Here is a 20249-nt window from a genome sequence, read left to right on the forward strand (position 1 = left end):
GGTGAGCCGCTTCGACCCGCGCGGCAAGGCCAACCGGGCGCTGCTGGCCGGTGTGTCCGAATACGACCACACGGCACCGGATCCCCAGGGCGTCGCCGGGCAGCTCCCGGCCGTGCGGCACAACCGGACGGCCCTCGAGGACGCGCTGCACCGGGGCGGGGTGTTCGGCGCGGGCGAGGTGCGGACCCTGGCCTCCCCGGCCCCGGACGACTTCACGGGTGCGCTGCGCCGCGCCTGCCGCGAGGCCAGGGGGCTGCTGCTGCTCTACTTCGCCGGGCACGCCGTCACCTCCACCTCCGGCAGCGAACTGCACCTCCAGATGCGCACCGCGCGCGTGCTCACGGGCCACGGGCTGCCCGGCTCGGTGAGCTTCAGCCAGGTGCTGGCCGAACTCGCCGAGAGCAACGCCGAGCAGGTCGTGGTGATCCTCGACTGCTGCTACGCGGGCAACGCCGCGGGGATCTGGCACCGCTTCGACGATCCCAAGCGCAAGAAGCACAAGATCCTGCTGCTGATGAGCGTGCAGCCCAACCGCTGCATCCTGGGCGGGGACGCGGACGTGGCGACACCCTTCACCCGTGAACTCACCCATGCCCTCGACGCGGGCGGCGAGGTGTGGCTGTCCGGGCTGTACGCCGCGGTGAAGGAGCGGATGGCCGCGGCGAAGTACCGGGCGGAGGACGACGATCCGCAGCGGCCGCAGGCGCTGGCGCCCCCCTGGGACCCGGAAGCGGACGTCCTGCTGGCGGCGGGGCCGGGCTCCACGGAGACCGAATCCGACTCATCGGGCGGCAGCTGGTTCACCTGGCTCCGGGGGGTGTTCGCTGGCGGCCGGGAGGCCGGTGACCGGGGGGCCGGAGACCGGGGGGCCGGTGATGGGAGGGCCGGTGACGGGAAGGCTGGGGCCGGGAAGGCTGGCGCCCGGAATGCCGGCGCCGGGAAGGCTGGGGCCCGGAAGGCCGGTGACCGGAAGGCCGGTGTCCGAAAGACCGGTGCCCGGCAGGCCCGTCGCCGAAAGCGTCCTGCCCCGTCCGGCCGTATGGCCTCGGCCGTGCTGCTCGCCCTGCTCGCCACCGGCGCCGGCGGCTACGGCATCCTGGCGCTGACCGGCGAATCCGCCCCCTGCGGGCCGCCCCTGGAACTGCGCGTCCTCACCGACCTTGACCTGGAGCCGGTCACCCGTGCGGCGGCCGACGCCTACGTCGCCTCGGACGCCAACACCACCGGCGACGGCTGCCGGCGCAGCGGCGTCACCGTCAACAGCGCCGGTGCCGCGGCCGTGGTGACCGCGCTGGGCGAGCGGACCGACGCCTGGCAGCAGCCCCGCGAGGACGACAACCCGCAGCGGGACATCGGCCCGCAGCCGGACGTGTGGATCCCCGCCACCCGCGCCGACGTCGACCGGGTCACCTCGGCCGCGGCCCGGCAGGACCGCGTCTTCGCCCGGCTGGAGCCGCAGGACGGGCCCCTCGCGTACTCGCCGGTCGTGCTGGCCGTACCGAAGGCACGCGGCGCCGGTCTCGCCCCCACCGGCCGGTCGCTGGCCGAGCTGCTCGCCGACCTGGAACAGGCCGACGCCACGACCGAACTGCACCGCTCCGACCCGGAGTCCACCGACTCGGCCCTGCTGGCCACGATGGGCCTGTACGGCGACGAGCCCGGGGCACGCGGTGCGGCCGACGCCCGCGCCGCCGAGCTGCGCCTCGCCCGCACCGCACGGCCCGAGCCCTCGGCCGCGCGGCTGCTGTGCACGCTGCCCGGCGACCACGCGGTGGACGGCCGCAGTGCCGCACTGGTACCGGAGTTCCTGCTGAAGACGGGCATCGGCTGCCACCCGGCCACCCGCGTCCCGCGCGTCGCCGCCTACCCCGACGACGTGCCCGGTCTGGAACCGGCGTTCGTGCGGGTGCGCTGGGAGGACGGCGACCGGGACGCCGAGGCGCGCGACGACGCGGTGAACCGCTTCCGCACCTGGCTGACCGGGGCGGACGGCCGGGCGGTGCTCGGCGAGCACGGCTTCAGATCCGCGACCGGTGAACGCGGCCTGCTCGACAAAGCGTCGGCCCCAGAGGGCCTGACCGAGTCCGTCCGCCCCGCCGGGCGGGCCGACCCCTCGACAATGGAACGGGCACTGGAGCGGTACGGCAACGCGCACGGCCCCGGCCGGGTCCTGTTCCTGCTCGACAGCTCCGGCTCGATGGCCGGCCGGTGGGACGGCTCCAGCGGCGGCCCGGGCATCCTGAAGCAGACCCTGCCCGGGCTCGGCGGGGAGGACGAATACGGCGTATGGGCGGTGCACGGCACCGGCGACCGCACGCACACCGAACTCCTGCCCTTCGGCACGCACGAGCGCTCCGCCGCCGAACACGCCCTGGACAAGGCCGAGGTCCGGGACGCGGAGGCCGATCCGTCCGGCGCCCTGCGGGACGCCCTGGAGTTCATGCGGGAGCGCGGCTCCGACGACGAACGGCCGCAGCTGATCGTCCACCTGACCGACGGCGAGGACGACGGCCGCCTGGCCGGCAAGGCCCTCGACGACGTCCTCGACCGGGCCCGCGACGCGGGCGTCCCGGTGGCCATGGTGTCCCTGAGCAGCTCCGGCTGCGACCAGGGCCGCCCCGCCCCGCGCATCGCCGAGGCCGGCCGGGGCCGCTGCCTGGACGTCGGGGACGACCTCGTGCCGGACGTGCACGACGAGGTCGCCCGCACCGGAATGGGGGAGGAATGATGGCCCGCCGCCTGACGGCCGCCGCACTGTCGCTGCTGTCCCTGCTCGCGCTCACCTCCTGCACCGGCCAGGACACCCGGGAGCAGCCGCAGGGCGCCGACCCGCCCCGGATCGTGGTGGCCAGCGGCCAGGACGTCACCGGGAAGAACGGCATCCGTCAGCAGCTCATCGACGCCTGGAACGCCAAGGAGGGCGAACACGGCTACCGGGCCCGCCTGGTGGAACTCCCCGGCTCCGCAGACCAGCAGCGCAGCCAGCTGCTCGGTGCGCTCCAGTCGGGCGGGGCCGAGTACGACGTGGTGAACCTGGACGTGACCTGGATCCCGGAGTTCGCCGCCGCGGGCCTGATCCGCCCGCTGACCGGCGCGGCGGTGAAGGCGCCCGGCGACATCATCCGGTCCGTCGACAGCACGTCGTTCTGGGACGGGAAGCGGTACGCGGTCCCCTTCAACAGCGATGTCGGCCTGCTGTACTACCGCAAGGACCACCTGCGGAAGGCCGGCACCTACCGGACCGACCTGGGCCGCGGCGTGACCTGGGACGTCCTGCGGGAACTCATCGACGTCGTCAACGACCGCCCGAGGCAGCCGGGCTACGAGGACGGGTGGACCACGCAGCTCGCCGCCTACGAGGGCCGGACGGTCAACGCGATCGAGGCGTTCGCCTCCGCCGTCCCGGACTTCGCACTGACCGACCGGGACGGCCGGTACGCCGCCGACGAGGCGCAGTTGACGGCCGGGGTGGCCGAACTGCGGGAGCGCACGGCGCCGTCGTACCTGTACGGGGAGGCCACCGGGTCCCGCGAGGCCGAGTCGCTCAGCGCCTTCGCGGAGGGCCGCACGACCTTCCTGCGCCACTGGCCGTACGTCTACCCGGCCCTGTACGAGACGTTCAAGGGGGACCTCGGTGTGACCCGGCTGCCCGGCAAGGCGGTGCTCGGGGGCCAGAACCTGGCCGTCACCTCCTCCACCTCCGACCAGCGCGCAGCGAAGGCCGCCGAGCTGATCGCGTTCCTGACCGACCCGGACAGCGAACGCTGCCTGCTGCGCGCCGGGTTCGCCGCGACCCGCACGTCGGCCTACCGGGCTGCCGGCAACACCCCGGAGTGCCGGCACGCCGCCGCGTACTCCGAGAGCGCCTCGGCGTCACCCACCGGCGAGAGTGCCGAACTCAAGGCACCCGACCGGCTGGCGGGCGGCCTCAGCTACTCCCGGGACATCCTGCTGCCCGCCCTGAGCAAGGCCGTTCAGCGCCCCCGCACGCCCCTGTACGGCGCCGTCACGCAGACCCTCATCACCCAACTGGACGCCCTGTACGGCCCTCACTCGGTGGGTGACGTGCAGGTGGCGAAACGCCTTGACGAGGCACTGAGCAGGGTCTTACCCGGTTGACCCGGGCAGGCCGGCACACTCCACCCGCACACGGATGAGCGACGTATGTCAGGTCAGGTCCCTGCGCTCAGCGCTCTGCGCTCTGCGCCTTGCGATCACCGGGAGTCGGCGACTGTCCGTGGTCCGGCCTCCGGTGTCTCGGCTGCCTTCGCCGGGCCCGCGTTCGCCGCGAGCAGGAGGGTCGCCACGGCCACGAGGGCTGCGGTGAAGCCTCGGGCGTACCGCTCGGCGGTGCGTGTGCGTTCGAGCACGGCGACCTCGCAACTGGGGCGGGCGACTACGGTGGCAACGTATTAAGCACGTTCGACAATGGGGCTTAACACTCCGTTTAACCTAGGGGCAGTACCGGTCGAACGGCAAGAGGCACAGGGGGAGTTGGCGTGGGGGAGCGTGACGATCCGGGCACCATCGGTCGCCGGGTGCAGCGGTTGCGTGTGGAACGCGGGCTGACTCAGCGGCAGTTGGCGGAGCCCGTGTACACGCCGGCCTACATCTCCACCCTGGAGTCCGGCCGGGTGCGCCCCTCGGACGACGCCCTGCGGCACCTCGCGGAACGCCTCGGCGTCGCCTTCGACGAGCTCGCCGGCGGGCACTCCGCCCGGCTCGTCACCGGACTGCGGCTGCGGCTGACCGAGGCCCGGCGCGTCCTCGCCCTCGGCGAGGCCGAGGCGGCGGCCGGGAGTTACGCCGAGCTGCTCGTCGAGGCCGAGGCGAACCACCTGGCCGCGGAGCAGTCCGCCGCGCTGCTCGGGCTCGGCGAGTGCGCCCTGGAGACGGGCGAGCTCGTGGCCGGCCGGCAGTACTTCGAGCGGGCGGAGGAGTGTCTGGCCGGCGACCCGCTGCCCGCCCGGGTCCCCGCCCTGCGCGGTCGTGCCGTGGCCCACTACCTCGCCGGTGAACTCCGCTACGCCGTCTATCTGCTGGAGACCACCCTCGACGAACTCAACCGCGGCGGCCTGCACGACCCGGACGCTCTCCTCCTGCTCTACGCCAGCGCCATCGGCCCCTATATGGACATGGGCGCCCACGCCCGGGCCGCCCAGGCCGCCGAGTTCGCCCTGGCCCTCGCCCCCCGGTCCGACGACCCCGCCCTGGTCGCCCGGATGCACCGGTCCGTCGCCCGCACCCTGGTCGCCGAGGGCCGTCTCGCCGAGGCCGACGCCTCCCTGGCCAAGGCCGCCGAGCTGTACCGGAACCTGCAGATCCGCACCGAGCTCGCCAACTGCCACTGGATGCGCGGTTACGTCTACGCCCAGGACGGCCAGCTGGAGCGCGCCGAGGACGAGCTGCGGCAGGCCCTCGGCATGCTGTCGGCCAGACGCGCCGCCCTCTACAGCAGCCAGGTCGCCGTGGAGCTCGCCGACGTGCTGCACCGGCGCGGCCGGTCCGACGAGGCTGCGGCCCTGCTGCACGACGTCCTCGGGCACCTGTCCCCCGAGCGCGGCGCCGTCCACTCCGCCGCCGCGCACCGCCTGCTCGGCATCATCGCCGAGGACGCCCGCCGCACGGAGGACGCCGAGGAGCACTACGTCCGCGCCCTGAGCCTGCTGGAACGGGCGGGCGCCGCCGGTGACCTGGCCGACCTGTGCCGGCTGCTCGGGGACCTGCTGCGGCGGACCGGGCGGGTGGAGGCGGCCCTGGACGCCTACCGGACGGGCCTCGGGCACCGCACGGCCCCCGGCACCACCACTCTCGGACCCGCGCCCGCACAGCCTCCTCTCTGAGAAAACAGGTCCCGTAAGCCACGAGGGCGGTGACGGTCGGGGAGGCGGTGACGGTCACGAGACCGATGAAGGCCCCGTCCCTGACGGCGACGCCCCGCCCGGTGGTTTTGCCCCACCTGCAACGGGTAGTCGGGGCACGGTTCCGGAAGGGCTCGGAGTGACCGGGCGGGTGCCGGGCCCGGTGCCGGGCGGGCACCGGGCCCGGGTGCGGTCGCGTGTCGTGGTCACGTGTCGTGGTCACGTGTCGTGGTCACGTGTTGCGGTCGGCCGCGTGATCGAAGGAGGCGGTGGTCGTGTGGCCCAGGGACGATCCCCGAGGCGCCTCCGACGGCGACGACGGCGACCAGGGCCACGGCCGCACCGGGGGTGACCGGGACCCGGACGGGGCCCTGGCCGCCGACGTGATCGCCAGGGGCGTACGGGGTGCCGAGCCCGGAGAGGTCCCGGGGCGGCTGTGCGAGGTGGCGGTGGAGCTGCTGCCGGTGATCGGCGCGAGTGTGTCGCTGCGCAGCGAGGGCATGCCCGTGCAGCTGAGCGCGAGCAGCCCGCAGGCCGCGCACCTGTCGCAGATCCAGGCGACGCTGGGCGACGGTCCCTGCCAGAGCGCCGTGGAGGACGGCGCGCCCGTGCTCGCCTGCGACCTGACCACCGGCCGCGACGCGGGACGCTGGCCGGTCTTCGCCCAGCAGGCGACGGAGGCGGGGGTACGGGCCGTGTACGCGGTCCCGCTGGGCAGCGGCGGGGCGTGCGTCGGCACGCTCGACCTGTACCGCGACCGCCCCGGGGCCCTCACGGACCGGCAGTTGCACGTGGCCCGGATCGTGGCCGGCGTGATGACCGTGGCCCTGATGGCACTGCCGCACGGCGACGAGCCGGAAACGCAGGGCGGCGAGGACGACTGGCTGAGCGGCCTGGCCTCCGACCACGACGAGATCTACCAGGCCGTCGGCATGATCATGGCGCAGCTCGGCGCGGGCGCGGACGACGCGCTGGCACGCCTGCGGGCGGACGCCTTCGCCCGCGGGCGTACGGCCCTGGACGTCGCACGGGACGTGATCGCCCACCGCACGCGCTTCGACCGCTGACGTCAGATCTGCGCCCGCCCCTGCTTCCTGATCTCCGCGAGCCGCTGCGCCCCGAGCTGGACGGCGTGCTGGGTGACCTCCTCGTACACCTCGTCGAGGCCCGCGTTGGTGAGGGTGATCGTCTCCTCGCCGACGCGTACGGCGGCGAGATCGACCGTCAGGTACGTCAGTTCCCCCTCCTCCGTCTCGCCGGCCAGCGTGACCCGCAGGGCCTGCCGGGCGTCCCCCACCGGCGGCAGCGGCAGGTCGCTGACCTCCACGCCCTGGACGCCGCCGCGGGTCGTCGAGGCCGTGAACTGGCCGCACCTGCCGGGCAGCGACCTCATCCAGTCCAGCGTGCGGTCCACGTCGGCCGGGGGGTGGGCGGTGACCCGGTAGTGCAACTGGGCGTCGGTGTCGCCGTCGTCGAGCGCGGACGACGCCTGCGGGCCCTTCGGGGCGCCGAAGGGCTCCTCCGTGTAGAGGGCGTCCAGCAGCCGCTGGCAGTCCCGGTCCTCCGTGCCGGCCTTGAGCAGTCCGTCCCGCCAGGTGCGCGCGCCCCGGCTCGGTGCCCACGGCTCCCCCAGATCGGCCTCGGTGACCAGGGCCGCCCGGGCCTGCGCCTCGGTGAGGGCGGCCCCGGAACCGGCGGGCTGCTCGACGGCGGGTGACACGGCGGTCGCGGACGCGGAGGCGGAGAACCACCGGGGCCTCGGCTCGTCGCCGACGGAGCAGCCGGCCGTGGCCAGCAGGGCGGTCACGGACAGCGCGGAGGCCAGGAGGGCACGGGTGGCCGGGGGACGGGTCATCGGAGTGCCTCCTGCGGGCGGGGGGGGTGCCCCTATGACTTTGGTCAAGGGGTGGTCGGGGTTGGTGGTTGGTAGAAGGTGCCGTCGCGGAGCATCGCGAAGAGCACGTCGGCTCGGCGTCGGGCGAGGCAGAGGATGGCCTGGGTGTGGTGCTTTCCCTGGGCGATCTTCTTGTCGTAGTAGGTGCGGGAGGCCGGGTCGGCCAGTGCGGCGAACGCGGAGAGGAAGAAGGCGCGTTTGAGCTGCTTGTTTCCTCTCCGTGAGGGCTGTTCCCCGCGGATGGAGGACCCGGAGGTCCGGGTCGCCGGAGCGAGGCCGGCGTAGGCGGCGAGGTGGGCGGCGGACGGGAACGCGGTGCCGTCACCGACGTCGATGAGGATGCGGGCTCCGGTCCTGATGCCGATGCCGGGCATGGACATCAGGACCTTGGAAAGAGGGTGGGCCTCCAGGAGTTCCTCGATCCGGTGGGCCAGCAGTTTGCGCTGGTCGAGCACGGCCTGGAGCGAGGAGGCGAGGCTGGGGACGATCAGCGCGGCCGCATCCGTGCCCGGGACGACGACGGTCTGTTCGTCCAGCGCGGAGAACACGTCGTCGATCAGCCGTTCGGCCATCCTGGGCGCCTTCGGCCGGATCAGGGTGACGAGCCGTCGGCGTCCGGCCTTGCGGATCTGGGCCGGCGAGCCGAACTGGTCCAGCAGCCTGAGCACGGCCGGGTGCTGCATGCGCGGGCCCAGGACCCGTTCCAGATGCGGGTGGATCTGCGTGAACAGGCCCCGCAGCCGGTTGGACAGGCGAGTCGCTTCGGCGGCGAGGTCGTCGTCGAAGCCGACGAGCATCTGCAGCTCGGCGATCGTCTCGTCGTCGAGGTCGACCGACCGCAGCGTGTGAGGCATTGCCCGGGCGGCGTCGGCGATGATGAACGCGTCCTTCGCGTCGGTCTTTGCCTCGCCGGGGTAGAGGTCGGCGATCCGCCGCATGGTCAGGCCGGGCAGATAGGCGACATGGCAGCCGAGCTCGCGGGCGACGGTCAGCGGCAGGGCGCCGATGGAGGCGACCTGGTCGACGATGACGAGAACGGTGCCGTGCTTGGCCTGCAGTTTGGCGAAGACCTCGCGGAGTTTGGGTTCGCTGTTGGGCAGTCTACGGTCGAAGGTCTTCTTCCCGGCCGGGGTGAGCGCGGTGGCGTGGTGTTCGCCCTTGCCGACGTCCAGGCCGAGGTAGACGTCGATGTCGCCGGTGTCGATCACGTGCGGTGTCCTCCGGTCGTACTCGTCCGGCCCTGCCACGGCACTGATCGCCACATCCACATTACGAAGAGCCTCCCGACCTGCGAAGAAGTCGGTGGTCATGCCCCTAATCAGCGGTCTGTCAGTGCCTCCGGAGCTGGTGACACCACCCCCCAGGCCATGCACTCGACAAGGGGAGGTAGTCATGCCAACTCCGAAGGCCGGTAACCCCGTTGCGGGGCTACGAAGACGGTAATGGGGGGGCTCATGGAGGCGCCTTCGTGCGGGGGCGGGCTCTCCAAGATCGGGTAAGTGCTCTTACGGCACCACCGCGACCGCCCGCCCACCAGCGATACGGGCCGTCCGGGTGACCGGACCGCGACACCCACTCCTGCCGGTCTCAGAACGTCCAGCGCGTGTGGCTGTACACCCCGTTGTCCCGGCCGAAGCCGTACGCCGTGTCCGGGGCCAACGCGAACACCACCGCCTCGCCGCCGCGGAACGCGTCCCCGATGCCGTGGAAGGTGCCCTCGGGGGAGGTGATGTGCGGGCCGTACTTCGTCTCGTACGCCGTGATCACCTCCTCCAGGCGCTCCCGGTCGGCGACCGGTTCGGCCGTGCCCTCGACGACGAGGTCGAGCCCGTCGGTGAGGGAGTTCGCCCCGGTGGTCAGCGCGCAGTGGGCGTCGTGCGTGAGGTTCTTCGCCTTCTGCTCGGTACGGCCGGTGGAGAAGTACAGCACCCCGTCGTGCCAGGCGGCGATGCAGGGCGTGACGTGCAGCCGGCCGTCCGGCCGCACGGTGGACACCCAGAAGATCTCGGCGGCCTCCAGTCGCCCCTGCGCCTCGGCCCAGGCGGTCGCGGTGACCTCCGCGGCACCTGGGCGGGGGTTGAGCGCGGAGCTGTAACGGGCGTCGAGCTCGGTCGTCGGTTGCTGTGCGGGCATGGCGGGACCCCTTCCTCGTCTCCTGCCCGTAACGACCGTCCGGCGGGGCCGGAATCATCGCCGCGTCCGTTCGTGTGGCCGGTCCGGCCGCGATCCGCAGGGGAGCCGGTCGGCGGTACGCCGGTCCTGAGCCGTCGGGGACCGGCAACGGGCGGTCGTCCAGGTCGTAGGGTCGCTGCTGCGGAGCTTTCCCGCGCAGCCACTGGAAGGAGTCCCCGCCGTGCCGGACGGTCAGCCCATCCCGGTGATCATCGACTGCGACACCGGTGTCGACGACGCCCTCGCCCTGCTCTTCGCCGTACGGCACCCGGCGCTCGACGTGCGCGCGATCACCTGCGTGGCCGGGAACACCGACGTCGACGGCGTCGTCCGCAACACCCTGACCGTGCTGGAGCAGGCCGGCGCTCCCCACATCCCCGTCGCCCGGGGCGCCGAGCGGCCGCTGATCGAGGCTCCGCGCTCGGCGCGGCACGTGCACGGGCACGACGGCATGGGCGACCTGGGCCTGCCGGAGCCGTCCCGGGGGCCCGCCGACGTCGACGCGGTGACGCTGCTGCGGCGCGAGATCCTCGCCTCCCCGCGCCCGGTGACCCTCATCCCTACGGCTCCCCTCACCAACATCGCGCTGCTCCTGCGCACGCATCCGGAGGTCGTCGGCAACATCGAGCGGATCGTCTTCATGGGCGGCGCGGCGGCCGTCGGGAACGCCACGCCCGTCGCGGAGTTCAATGTCTGGCACGACCCGGAGGCCGCCGCGATCCTGCTCACCGCCGGGGTGCCGATCACGATGTACGGGCTGGACGTGTTCACCCGGGTCGTGGTCCCCGCGGCGGATGTGCGGAGGCTGCGGGCGAGCGGCGAACCGGGGGCGCGGCTGGCCGGGGAGCTGCTCGCGCACCGTCCGGCCCATCCGGACAGCCGTCCCGACGACCCCTCCGAGACGTCCGGCGGCCTCGGCGACGCGGGCGCGGTGTGCGCGGTCGTCGACCCGGAGGGCCTGACGACCCACCGCCTCCCGGTGGAGGTCTCCCTCGCGCCCGGGCCGACGCGCGGCATGACGATCGTGGACCGCCGGCCTCGGCCCGGCGAGGCGGAGCTGCACGAGGGCACGCGCGAGCAGCCGCTGGTCGACGTGGGGTCGGACGTGGACGTGGAGCGCTACGTGAAGCTGTATCTGGCGACGGTCGAGAGGTGATCCACCGATTCTCACAACAGGAATGGACTGCTCCGATCGGCGCGATGGTTCCTTTTTCCGGCATTCTGGACAGATTCAATGCTGTCGCCCGTATGCCCTGCGAAGGAGACCGCGTGACCGATCGCTCCACCCTCGACCTGTCGTCCCGTGACCCCGACTGGTGGCGCCAGGCCGTCGTCTACCAGGTCTACCCCCGCAGCTTCGCCGACGCCGACGGCGACGGACTCGGTGATCTGCGCGGCATCACCCGCCGGCTCACCCACCTCGCCGCCCTGGGCGTCGACGCCCTGTGGCTGAGCCCCTTCTACCCCTCCGAACTCGCCGACGGCGGCTACGACGTCGCCGACCCGCGGGGCGTCGACCCGCGCCTGGGCACCCTCGACGACTTCGACGCCCTGGTCGCCGAGGCCCACCGCCTCGGCCTGAAGGTCATCGTCGACATCGTGCCCAACCACTCCTCGCACCGGCACGCCTGGTTCCAGGAGGCCCTGGACGCCGGACCCGGCTCGGCGGCCCGCGACCGCTACGTCTTCCGCGACGGACGCGGTGAACACGGCGAACTCCCGCCCACCGACTGGCAGTCCGTCTTCGGCGGCAGCGCGTGGAAGCGCGTCCCCGACGGCCAGTGGTACCTCCATCTGTTCGCCCCCGAGCAGCCCGACCTCAACTGGGAGAACCAGGAGGTCCGCGCCGACCACCGCACCACCCTGCGCTTCTGGTCCGACCGCGGGGTCGACGGCTTCCGCGTCGACGTCGCCCACGCCCTCGCCAAGGACCTGAGCGAACCCCTGCGCGACCTCGGCGCCCCCGAGCTGAGCGGCGAGGAGGCCCTCAGCACGATGCCGCCCGGCACCCACCCCTTCTACGACCGCGACGACGTGCACGAGATCTACCGCGACTGGCGCAAGATCCTCGACGCCTACCGCCCGCCCCGCATGGCCGTCGCCGAGGCGTGGGTGCCCGGCGCCCGGCGTGCGCTGTACGCCCGCCCGGACGAACTGGGCCAGGCCTTCAACTTCGAGTACCTGCAAGCCGGCTGGGACGCGGAGGAACTCCGGCAGGTCATCACCGGCTCGCTCGCCACCGCCCGGGCGGCGGGCGCCTCGGCCACCTGGGTGCTGTCCAACCACGACGTCGTACGGCACGCCTCCCGCCTCTCGCTGCCGCACGGCACCGACCCCGACGCCTGGCTGCTCTCCGGCGGCCGAGCCCCGGCCGTCGACGAGGCGGCCGGGCTGCGCCGGGCCCGCGCGGCGACCCTGCTGATGCTGGCGCTGCCCGGCTCGGCGTACGTCTACCAGGGCGAGGAACTCGGCCTGCCCGAGGTCGCCGACCTGCCCACCGAGGTCCTCCAGGACCCGATCTGGGAGCAGACGGGCCACGTCCGCAAGGGCCGCGACGGCTGCCGGGTGCCACTGCCGTGGACGATGACCGGACCGTCGTACGGCTTCGGGCCCGGCGGCGCCTGGCTGCCGCAGCCGCCCGCCTTCGCCGCCTACGCCGTCGAGGCGCAGGACGGCGTCGAGGGCTCGACCCTGGAGCTGTACCGCACGGCCCTGCGGCTGCGCCGCAAGCTCCTCGACGGGGAGGAGCTGACCTGGGCGGCGGACGCCCCGGCCGGCGTGCTCCGGTTCGACCGCTGCGAGGGGTGGCGGTGCGTCACGAACCTGTCGGGCAGGGCGGTCGAGCTGCCGGCGGGTGAGGTGCTGCTGAGCAGTGCGCCGCTGGAGGACGGGCGGGTGGGGCCGGACACGACGGTGTGGCTGGGCCGGTGAGGTCGTTCCTTGGCTGCGGCGGTGTGGGGGCCGGTCGCGCCCCGCGGCGGAGCCGCAGACCGGCACAGCCCCGTGCCCCTCAGGGCGTGGGGACACTCGCGTGGATCAGTCGGGCGTGCCGTCGTTACGGACCGCCGTGAGAATCGTCGGCGGAGTGTCTTCGACGGCCGGACACGGACAAGGAGCCCCGCCCGCGATGAACAGGTACAGCAGGACAGCAGCCGTGGTGGGGGGTGTCGTGGCGGGGGTGCTCGCGGTCCCCGGGGCGCCCGCGGCAGCCCGGGACGGTGGGCTGTGGGGGGCGGCGACGATCGCACCCGGACGGGAGGGCATCGTCGAGGTCGCGGGTGTCCCGGAGGGCGCCGAGGGCGTGACGCTGACGCTGATCGCACCCCGGGGCACGCGGGTGACCGGCGCACCCCTCGACGCGTCCGGCTACCGCGGCTCGGTCGCCGCCGACGGACGCAGCGCCGCGTACACCGTCACCGGCGGGGTGCCCGGGCCGGACGGCGTGCTCCCCTTCGTACTGGCCGTGCCCGCGGACGCCGTCCCGGGCACCCGGCTGCGGGACTGCTCGCTGCGCCTCACCGACGCCCGGGGCGTGCCGCGGGCCGTCGGCCGGTGCTCGGTGACCGTGGGCCTGGCCTCGCCGACCCTGACCCATCCCCTGTCCGGTGTACCGCTGGCCGCCCGGCCGGAGGTCTCCGGCACCGCCCACCCGGGAGCCCAGGTCACCGTCCGCGACAAGGAAGACCAGGAGACCTGCGCGACCACCGCCGCCCCCGACGGCACCTGGAGCTGCACCCCCGGCACCGGCCTCCCGGCGGGCGCCAACCGGCTTCAGGCGGTCGCCGCCCTGAACGGGGTGAGTGCGATGAGCGAGCAGATCGACATCGTGGTGGCGGCGGAGGCCGGCGCGGGGCGTCAGTAGCGCACGGCGCGGGCCACGTCCGCGCGGACGTCACCGGAGAGGTCGTGGGTGCTGCGGGCGGTCGCCGTGGCGGACTCGCCGGCCTGGACGTGGTCGACCGTGACGATGGCGGTGTCCACCAGGTCGCCCTCGGAGTTCTTGAAGTCGACCTGGACGGCGAAGGAGCGGGTGGTGTCGTCGGAGTTGCGGACGGTGACCTCGGCGCGGACCCGCCCGTCGGAGCCGGTGACGGGCGTGCCGACCCGGACGTCGTCCTTGACGTCGATGCCGTCCTGGATGTCGTCGAGGCGGCGCCCGGCCTCCGCCGTCGCGGACTCGATCGCCTCGGAGACCCCCGAGGCGATCGACCCCACAGCGGACTCCGCCTTGCTGGCGGCGTCCGACGGAGTGCCGTCGCCGCCGCAGCCGGTGAGCGCGGCGGACAGGGCGAGCGCCAAGGCCGCCCCTCCCGTCGCCCAGCGGGTCCGGTGGCGGGCAGCCATGTCGCCTCCCTGGTCCTTCCTCTACGGCCTCACGGCCTCGCGGCTTCGGGTCTCTCAGGTGCGGCCGAGTCCGCCGCCGCCGAAGGATCCACTGGACCCCGGCGACCAGCGGCGCGGTTTCTGGTCCTTCCCCGTCCTGGTGCTCGCGTGGTGGAGCTCGTGGGGCATGAGCCGCTGCCCGTCGCGCGTGACGACCGGCACGTCGTCGGGCTCCCGCATCTCCCGCATCTCCCGGACGGGCCCGCCGTCGGGGACGTGCGGCTGTTCTTCCGGGGCGGGGTGATGGGTGTCCGTGTCCATGACCCGCATCCCGACCCGCACGGCCCAGATCAGCGCACAGGCCACGATCATTCCGCCGACGAAGGCGATGGTCACGGCGACCGCGTGATCTGACGACGCCGCCAGTTCTGCATACGCTGCCGTATTCATGCCCCAAGTATCGCCGACGGAATGAGATAAAGCGCCCGGAATGCCCCGCGGTAGGTGCCCGGCAACCCACGCCCCGCCACCCGTCCCCAGGCGAGGGTCGGCGTGCGCTCATCGATCACAGCACCGCCCGGCCCGGCCCGGCCCGTTCGGGCCCTCCCGGGAGGCGCCGCGGGCCTCGGACTGGCAGATTGCGCCCAGAGGAAGGCCGGCCCCGGCCGTCGCGTCCCCGCGTGTGCCGCTCGGGAGCCGGGACCGGCCTTCCCGCTTGCGACGCGGATTCCGGCGATTCGGCGCGTCCACCGACCTCGACGGCGGCAGCCTCGCCTCCACCGGCGCGGGCGGTCTCCGTTTCGTTTTGCGGAACCTTTGCCCGGGGGCCGGGCGTTGGGTGGGTGTGCGCGCGTGAGCGGGTGCGCCAGGTGAGGCCTACTAGTACCGAGGTGACGTCAATGGCAGTGTGGGACCGGCTCAAGGACCAGGCCAAGGCTCTCCAGCAGGGGCAGAGCGGCCGGGGCGCGCCGACCGGTGGGCACGGCGGCGGTGGGGCGAGGTCCGGTGGTGGCGGCAAGGCCCAGCTGGTCGGTCTGCTGAAGACGCAGCTCGGGTCGCTGAAGAACGAGCTGAAGAGCGGTGCGTACCGGGACGCGAGCATGGCGATGTGCGCCCTGGTCGCGGCGGCCGACGGGAACGTGGACCCGGCCGAGCGCCAGCAGGTCGAGTCGATGATCCTCAGCAACGACGTCCTGCAGAACTTCCCGCCGGAGCAGCTGCGCACGCGTTTCAACAAGCATGTGGACCAGCTGACCGCCAATTTCCAGCACGGCAAGGCGGAGGCCATGCAGGAGATCGCCAAGGCCGCCAAGAAGCCCACCGAGGCCCGGGCCGTGATTCAGACCGGCATCGTGATCGCCGGTGCGGACGGCCACTTCTCCCAGGCCGAGGCGACGGTCCTGCGCGAGGCCTGTGCGACGTTGGGGGTGAACGCCGCCGAGTTCCAGCTCTGAGCGCGGAGGTGCACGGGCCGTGCGGGTGAAGCCGGCTACGGCGTAGCGGGCTCTCCCGGCTGCCCCGGCTCCCCGGGCTCCCCGGCTCTCCGGGGGAGCGCTTCGCCCGGCTGCCCCGGCTCCCCGGGCTCCCCGGCTCTCCGGGGGAGCGCTTCGCCCGGCTCCCCCGGTACACCGGGCTCCCCCGGCTCCCCGCGCGCCCTCCGCCGTCTATAACGGGGCCATGATCTATCACGTCGTACCGCGCACCGTCTGGACCACCGCCACCGGCCCCGCCTACGCGCCCGGCTCGCTCGCCGAGGAGGGCTTCGTGCACTGCTCGCCGGACGAGGCGACCACCCTGGCCGTCGTCGACGCCTTCTACCGGGACGCGCCCGGTCCCCTGCTGGTGCTCGCCCTCGACGAGGCCCGGCTCACCGCCCGGGTGGAGTGGGAGGCAGCGGACCCGGCCCCGCCGCCCGGAGTCTCCGGGGCCACGCTCTTCCCGCATGTGTTCGGCCCCCTCGACCGCGACGCCGTCGACCACGTCCTGGAAGTGCGGTTCGACGAGGAGGGACGGGCCTCGGAGTTGCGTGCGGCAGGATGACCGGGTGATCGAACAGAGTTCCACTCCGGCCGCCCCCGGGCCCGTCCTGCGCCCCGCCCGGGGAGCCGCCCGCTGCGCGGTCGCGGCCCTCGCCCTGGCCGCGGTCGCCTGGGCGGCCCGGGCGGTGTGGCACCTCCGGCTCTCCGTCGCGGGGGAGCCGGCGTCCGGCCCGCCCGACCAGGGCGGCGGTGTGCACCGTCCGCTGACCGCGCTGGAGGACTCCTACCACCTGGTCTCCTCCGTGGGCGCCGCCGTCACGGCCGTCTGCGTGCTCGTGTTCCTGTTCTGGCTGGATCAGATGCGGGACAACGCCAAGGCCCTCTCGGGCACGGCCCCGCGCTACGGCGACCTCTGGCTCTGCCTGGGCTGGATCGTGCCCGTCGTGAACCTGTGGATACCCCGGGGCGTGGTCGCGGACGTCCACCGCTCGGTCTTCCCCGAGCGGCGGCTGCCCGCCGTCGTGAACTGGTGGTGGGGCCTGTGGCTGGCCGGTCTGGCCGGCGGCGTGGGAATCATCTACGCCGACGACACGGACGAGGTCATCGCCCGTGCCTACAGCGAAGTCCTGCCCCTGCTCGCCGCCGACCTGGTGATCGTGGCCGCTGCCGGGGTCGCCGCCCTCATGGTGCACACGCTCACGACGGCCCAGCAGCGGCGCATGGACGAACGCGCGGCGGTCGCCTAGGAGGCGGGCGTCCAGCACGGTCCTCCCCGGCGCGGCCGGTACACCGACGCGACGAACGAGGCGGTCACCCGCACCGGCGCCCCCATCTGCCCGATGCGCCCGCGCAGTTCCGCCGCGTCGACGTGACGTGCGGCCGGACTCATGGCCACCAGGGCGGTGGCCTCCCCGGCCGTGAGGCTCATGGCGTACTCCAGCGGCTCGGCGCGCTCGCGCCGGAAGTGTGCCCCCAGGGTCCGGCGCAGCCGGTCCTCCTTCAGCGGGTCGACGGCCGGCAGCCCCGGGGACGCGCGCAGTTCGCGCAGATGCCGGGCGGTGGGCGTGACGACGAGCAGCGCGCCGTCCCGGCCGAGGACGCGGTGGAACTCGGGCCCGTTGCGGGGTGCGAAGACGTTGAGGACGAGGTCGGCGCAGCCGGTGCGCACGGGCCAGGGCTGCCATACGTCCCAGCCTGCCGCCTCCGCCCGGGGATGCGCGCGGGCCGCCGCGCGCAGGGCGGGCACGGAACTGTCCAGCCCCAGCCCGAGGGCATCGGGGAGGGCGTCCAGGACGGCCGCGAGGTAGTGGCCGGTGCCCGCACCGGCGTCCAGGACGCTGGCGTTGGGCGGGGCCAGTTCCGTGGCCAGTTCCGCGAGGGCGCGGGCCAGCGGGTCGTAGTGGCCGGCGCCGAGGAACGCGGCGCGGCTGCGGACCATGTCGGGGGAGTCGGCGCTCGGAGCCCGCCGGTGACCGGTCAGCAGGCTGACGTAGCCGTGGCGGGCGATGTCGAAGGTGTGCCGGCCGGCGCACCGCAGGGCGCCGTCGGTGCGGCGCAGGGCGGCCGGGCACAGGGGGCAGGTCAGGACGGACAGGAGTCGGTCGGAAGGCAAGGGTGCTCCTCGGAACGCGGGGCACCGCGGCGGGGCGGCGCGTCGCGTGCGGGCGGCGGACGGTGAGGCGTCGGCGCCCGCCGGCCGGCTCGCCGTGAACCGGCAGCCGGGGGGCGGGTACGCCGAGGGCGGCGACGTGAGTGACTCACGTCGCCGCCCTCACCGCGGCGTCAGAGGAAGCAGTGAGGCAGGGCGTTGAATGCCAGTGCCATACGGCCAGGTTACCGGGCGCCGCCGAACGTCACGACGAGCCGCCCGTCCGAGGCGAACGGCCGGCGAACGGCCGGCACACGGCACCGGCGAAACGGCCGGCGCATGGCACCGGCGCACGAGGCGCAGCGGGAGCCCTTCGATCCGACCGCGCGCACATCCGTCCGTCCCCGACCGCCCGCACATCCCTCCATCCCCCGGCGCCGGTCAGCGGTTGCCGTCCGCCGTCCTCCGGTCCGTGCCGGGGTGGGCGGTGGACGGGACGGGCTCCACCGAGGTGGGTGTGGCCGACGGGGTGCGTGCGGCCGCCCGGCCGGTCGCCTCGTCGGTGACGGGGGTGCCCGGCGCGGACGCGCGGGGGGTGCCGGTGCCCGGGAGGGGCGTGTCCGGGACCGAGGGGCGGGACTCGGACGGGGACGGCTCGGGGGTGGGGGCCGCGGAGGGGACGGGCGGCGCGGTTCTGGAGGCGGGCGGGGCCATCGGGATGGTCGGAGCCGTGGGGCGCTCGGGTGCCGTGTGCCGCAGGGGGACGGCGATGAGGACGGCCGCGACGCAGCACAGGCCCGCCCCGGCCGCGGTGCGCAGCAGGCGGCGGCGGGTCGCCCGGCGGCGGATCGTCTCGTACTGGCCGGGGGGCGGGCCCAGGTAGTCGGGGGAGGAGGGGCGCAGGATCACGGCCAGCGGGTCGTCGGGGCCGGACTCCGGGCCGTCGTCGTCAAGGCGTGTGGTCAAGGCTTCTCCTCAGGTGGACGCGGAGCAGTTCCCGGGCCGCGTGCAGGTCGGCCTTGACGGTTCCTTCCTTGCGCCCGGTCAGCGCGGACACCTCCCGGATCGGCATGTCAGCGTAGTAGTGGAGGAGGATCGGGACGCGCAGTCGCTCCGGCAGTGACTGCACGAGCAGCCGCACCGACGGGTCGGCCTGTTCGGGGTGCGGGCGCACGGCGGCCTCCGAGGTGACGCGGTGCATGGCCCGGCGCTCGCGCTCCAGCTTGCGCCAGTGGTCCCGGACCAGGTTGGCCGCGGTCACGTAGAGGAACCCGCGCGGCTCCTCCACGGACGTCCAGCGGGCCCAGAGCCGGGTGAACGCCTCCGAGGCGATCTCGTGGGCCGTCCCGTCGTCGTCGACGAGCCGGCGGCACCAGCCGGCGAGGCGCGGGTAGAGGGCGGCGAACAACTCGGACGCTGCCTTCTCGCGGGACCGTTTCAACGCTCTCCAGAGATGGGGGACTTCGTACCGCTCAGGGCCGCGAACACGATCACGTTGTCCGCGTAGCCGTCGCCGGTCCGTGCTCCGCCGCACGTGATCAGCCGCAGCTCCGGGCGGTCCACGTTCCCGTAGACGTCGTCGGCGGGGAAGTCGGTTTTCGGGACGGTCCGCACCGCCGAGACGGCGAACTCCGCCGCGGTGCCGTTCTCCAGGCGCGCCACGATCCGGTCACCCCGGCGCAGCCGGGCGAGCCGGCGGAAGACGCCGTCGCCGTACGGGCCGACCGTGACATGGCCGAGGATCACCGACGGGCCCCTCGCGCCGGGCGTCGGCGAGTGCCGGTACCAGCCCGCCCGGTCGTGAGCCGTGACCGGCGGCACCTGCACCGTGCCGTCGGCTTGCAGGCCCAGCCGGATGACCGGGGTGTCGACGCCGATGGCCGGGACCAGCAGCCGCACCGGGACCGAACGGGCCAGGGGGCGGGCCCTGTTCGCTGGGACCGGCCGGGCGGTGGGCGTCTGCCGGGGTGTGCCGCCGCCGTGGCTCCCGCACGCCGTCAGCAGGGACGCCAGCGCCCCGGCCGTGAACGCGCGCCTGGAGAACGGGCTCATGCCCCGGTCGCCCGGCGGCGCCGCACGACGAAGACCGTGCCGCCGCCCAGGGCGAGCACCGCGGCGGCGCCCGCGCCGACCGCCGTGCCGCCGGTCCCGGAGGCGTCGGTCGCCGCGACACCGGTGTCGGGCGCGCCGCTCGGCCGCACGGAGACCTGGCCGTCGGCCGGTGCCCGGGTCGGCTCCGCGCCGGGCGTCTTGCGGGCCGGCTCGGGTGCCCGGGTCGGCTCCGCGCTCTCCGCCGGCCGGGTGGAGGGCGCGGCGTCCGAGGGGACCGGGCTCGGGGTCGCCGGCCCGTCGGCGAACGCGGGGCCGGTGCCCATCAGGACGGCGGTGCCCGCGAGGGCCAGGGCGCTCAGGACAGTTCGGCGCATGGAATC

At 74.2% G+C, this 20249-nt stretch carries 21 protein-coding genes; 10 read left to right on the top strand and 11 right to left on the bottom strand.

Annotated elements, in window-relative coordinates; translation table 11 throughout:
• Position 1 precedes the first annotated feature (1 nt).
• Together IGS69_RS18015 and IGS69_RS18020 are read left to right on the top strand one after the other, a co-directional pair.
• Entirely contained in the window at positions 2-2728 is a 2727-nt protein-coding gene (locus IGS69_RS18015) for a substrate-binding domain-containing protein (RefSeq protein WP_232543560.1), read from the top strand.
• Entirely contained in the window at positions 2728-4119 is a 1392-nt protein-coding gene (locus tag IGS69_RS18020) for an extracellular solute-binding protein (RefSeq protein ID WP_190901025.1), read from the top strand. The genes IGS69_RS18015 and IGS69_RS18020 overlap by 1 nt, the downstream gene beginning before the upstream one ends.
• Positions 4120-4214: 95 nt before the next feature.
• On the opposite strand, the gene IGS69_RS18025 is transcribed toward IGS69_RS18020, so the two are convergent.
• Positions 4215-4370: a hypothetical protein gene (locus tag IGS69_RS18025; RefSeq protein ID WP_190901027.1), complete on the bottom strand. Its 156-nt coding sequence runs from the start codon at positions 4368-4370 to the stop codon at positions 4215-4217.
• A gap of 129 nt (positions 4371-4499) precedes the next feature.
• On the opposite strand from IGS69_RS18025, the gene IGS69_RS18030 reads away from it, so the two are divergent.
• Together IGS69_RS18030 and IGS69_RS18035 are read left to right on the top strand one after the other, a co-directional pair.
• The gene (locus IGS69_RS18030) at positions 4500-5843 is read left to right on the top strand and encodes a helix-turn-helix domain-containing protein (protein WP_190901030.1); all 1344 of its coding nucleotides are present in this window, start codon (positions 4500-4502) and stop codon (positions 5841-5843) included.
• A 287-nt stretch (positions 5844-6130) separates the two neighbouring features.
• The gene (locus IGS69_RS18035) at positions 6131-6928 is read left to right on the top strand and encodes a GAF and ANTAR domain-containing protein (protein WP_190901032.1); all 798 of its coding nucleotides are present in this window, start codon (positions 6131-6133) and stop codon (positions 6926-6928) included.
• A gap of 2 nt (positions 6929-6930) precedes the next feature.
• Here the strand turns inward: IGS69_RS18035 and IGS69_RS18040 are convergent, their stop codons facing one another.
• The 3 genes from IGS69_RS18040 to IGS69_RS18050 form a co-directional block, all read right to left on the bottom strand.
• Positions 6931-7716, bottom strand: a complete 786-nt coding sequence (locus tag IGS69_RS18040; protein ID WP_190901034.1) for a hypothetical protein — start codon at positions 7714-7716, stop codon at positions 6931-6933.
• Positions 7717-7760: 44 nt separating this feature from the next.
• Positions 7761-8963, bottom strand: a complete 1203-nt coding sequence (locus tag IGS69_RS18045; RefSeq protein WP_385865423.1) for an IS110 family RNA-guided transposase — start codon at positions 8961-8963, stop codon at positions 7761-7763.
• A gap of 379 nt (positions 8964-9342) precedes the next feature.
• Positions 9343-9888 carry a pyridoxamine 5'-phosphate oxidase family protein gene (locus IGS69_RS18050; protein WP_190901036.1) on the bottom strand — a complete coding sequence of 182 codons (546 nt, stop codon included), beginning with the start codon at positions 9886-9888 and terminating at the stop codon, positions 9343-9345.
• 220 nt (positions 9889-10108) lie between these two features.
• Between IGS69_RS18050 and IGS69_RS18055 the strand changes: the two genes are divergently transcribed.
• The 3 genes from IGS69_RS18055 to IGS69_RS18065 all read left to right on the top strand — a co-directional run bounded on the left by IGS69_RS18055 (position 10109) and on the right by IGS69_RS18065 (position 13789).
• Positions 10109-11083, top strand: coding sequence for a nucleoside hydrolase (locus IGS69_RS18055; RefSeq protein WP_190901038.1), 975 nt, complete (start codon positions 10109-10111; stop codon positions 11081-11083).
• 92 nt (positions 11084-11175) lie between these two features.
• On the top strand, positions 11176-12858 hold the full coding sequence (locus tag IGS69_RS18060; protein WP_190901040.1) for a glycoside hydrolase family 13 protein: 1683 nt from the start codon (positions 11176-11178) through the stop codon (positions 12856-12858).
• Positions 12859-13054: 196 nt separating this feature from the next.
• Positions 13055-13789: an Ig-like domain-containing protein gene (locus IGS69_RS18065; protein WP_190901042.1), complete on the top strand. Its 735-nt coding sequence runs from the start codon at positions 13055-13057 to the stop codon at positions 13787-13789.
• On the opposite strand, the gene IGS69_RS18070 is transcribed toward IGS69_RS18065, so the two are convergent.
• Together IGS69_RS18070 and IGS69_RS18075 are read right to left on the bottom strand one after the other, a co-directional pair.
• Positions 13783-14271, bottom strand: a complete 489-nt coding sequence (locus IGS69_RS18070; RefSeq protein WP_190901044.1) for a hypothetical protein — start codon at positions 14269-14271, stop codon at positions 13783-13785. The genes IGS69_RS18065 and IGS69_RS18070 overlap by 7 nt on opposite strands.
• A gap of 54 nt (positions 14272-14325) precedes the next feature.
• A complete protein-coding gene (locus tag IGS69_RS18075) occupies positions 14326-14700 on the bottom strand; it encodes a DUF6479 family protein (RefSeq protein ID WP_190901046.1) in 375 nt (124 codons plus the stop codon).
• Positions 14701-15149: 449 nt separating this feature from the next.
• Between IGS69_RS18075 and IGS69_RS18080 the strand changes: the two genes are divergently transcribed.
• The 3 genes from IGS69_RS18080 (at position 15150) to IGS69_RS18090 (ending at position 16975) form a co-directional block, all read left to right on the top strand.
• The gene (locus tag IGS69_RS18080; protein WP_190901048.1) at positions 15150-15704 is read left to right on the top strand and encodes a tellurite resistance TerB family protein; all 555 of its coding nucleotides are present in this window, start codon (positions 15150-15152) and stop codon (positions 15702-15704) included.
• 223 nt (positions 15705-15927) lie between these two features.
• The gene (locus IGS69_RS18085) at positions 15928-16290 is read left to right on the top strand and encodes a DUF952 domain-containing protein (protein ID WP_190901050.1); all 363 of its coding nucleotides are present in this window, start codon (positions 15928-15930) and stop codon (positions 16288-16290) included.
• Between the two features lie 4 nt (positions 16291-16294).
• Positions 16295-16975, top strand: a complete 681-nt coding sequence (locus IGS69_RS18090) for a DUF4328 domain-containing protein (RefSeq protein ID WP_232543561.1) — start codon at positions 16295-16297, stop codon at positions 16973-16975.
• Here the strand turns inward: IGS69_RS18090 and IGS69_RS18095 are convergent.
• From IGS69_RS18095 to IGS69_RS18115, 5 genes are all read right to left on the bottom strand, one after another.
• Positions 16972-17841, bottom strand: coding sequence for a putative RNA methyltransferase (locus IGS69_RS18095; RefSeq protein WP_190901055.1), 870 nt, complete (start codon positions 17839-17841; stop codon positions 16972-16974). The two genes, IGS69_RS18090 and IGS69_RS18095, sit on opposite strands and share 4 nt — an antisense overlap.
• Positions 17842-18258: 417 nt before the next feature.
• Positions 18259-18783 carry a hypothetical protein gene (locus IGS69_RS18100; protein ID WP_190901057.1) on the bottom strand — a complete coding sequence of 175 codons (525 nt, stop codon included), beginning with the start codon at positions 18781-18783 and terminating at the stop codon, positions 18259-18261.
• Positions 18767-19258: an RNA polymerase sigma factor gene (locus IGS69_RS18105; RefSeq protein ID WP_031113208.1), complete on the bottom strand. Its 492-nt coding sequence runs from the start codon at positions 19256-19258 to the stop codon at positions 18767-18769. Before IGS69_RS18105 ends, IGS69_RS18100 begins: the two co-directional genes overlap by 17 nt.
• Positions 19255-19869 (bottom strand): class F sortase, encoded by a 615-nt coding sequence (locus IGS69_RS18110; RefSeq protein WP_190901059.1) that lies wholly within the window; start codon positions 19867-19869, stop codon positions 19255-19257. Before IGS69_RS18110 ends, IGS69_RS18105 begins: the two co-directional genes overlap by 4 nt.
• Complete coding sequence (locus tag IGS69_RS18115) at positions 19866-20243, bottom strand: Tat pathway signal sequence domain protein (RefSeq protein ID WP_190901061.1); 378 nt, start codon at positions 20241-20243, stop codon at positions 19866-19868. Before IGS69_RS18115 ends, IGS69_RS18110 begins: the two co-directional genes overlap by 4 nt.
• Between the last annotated feature and the right edge of the window lie 6 nt (positions 20244-20249).

Source organism: Streptomyces tuirus, assembly GCF_014701095.1.
Taxonomy (GTDB): Bacteria; Actinomycetota; Actinomycetes; order Streptomycetales; family Streptomycetaceae; genus Streptomyces; species Streptomyces tuirus.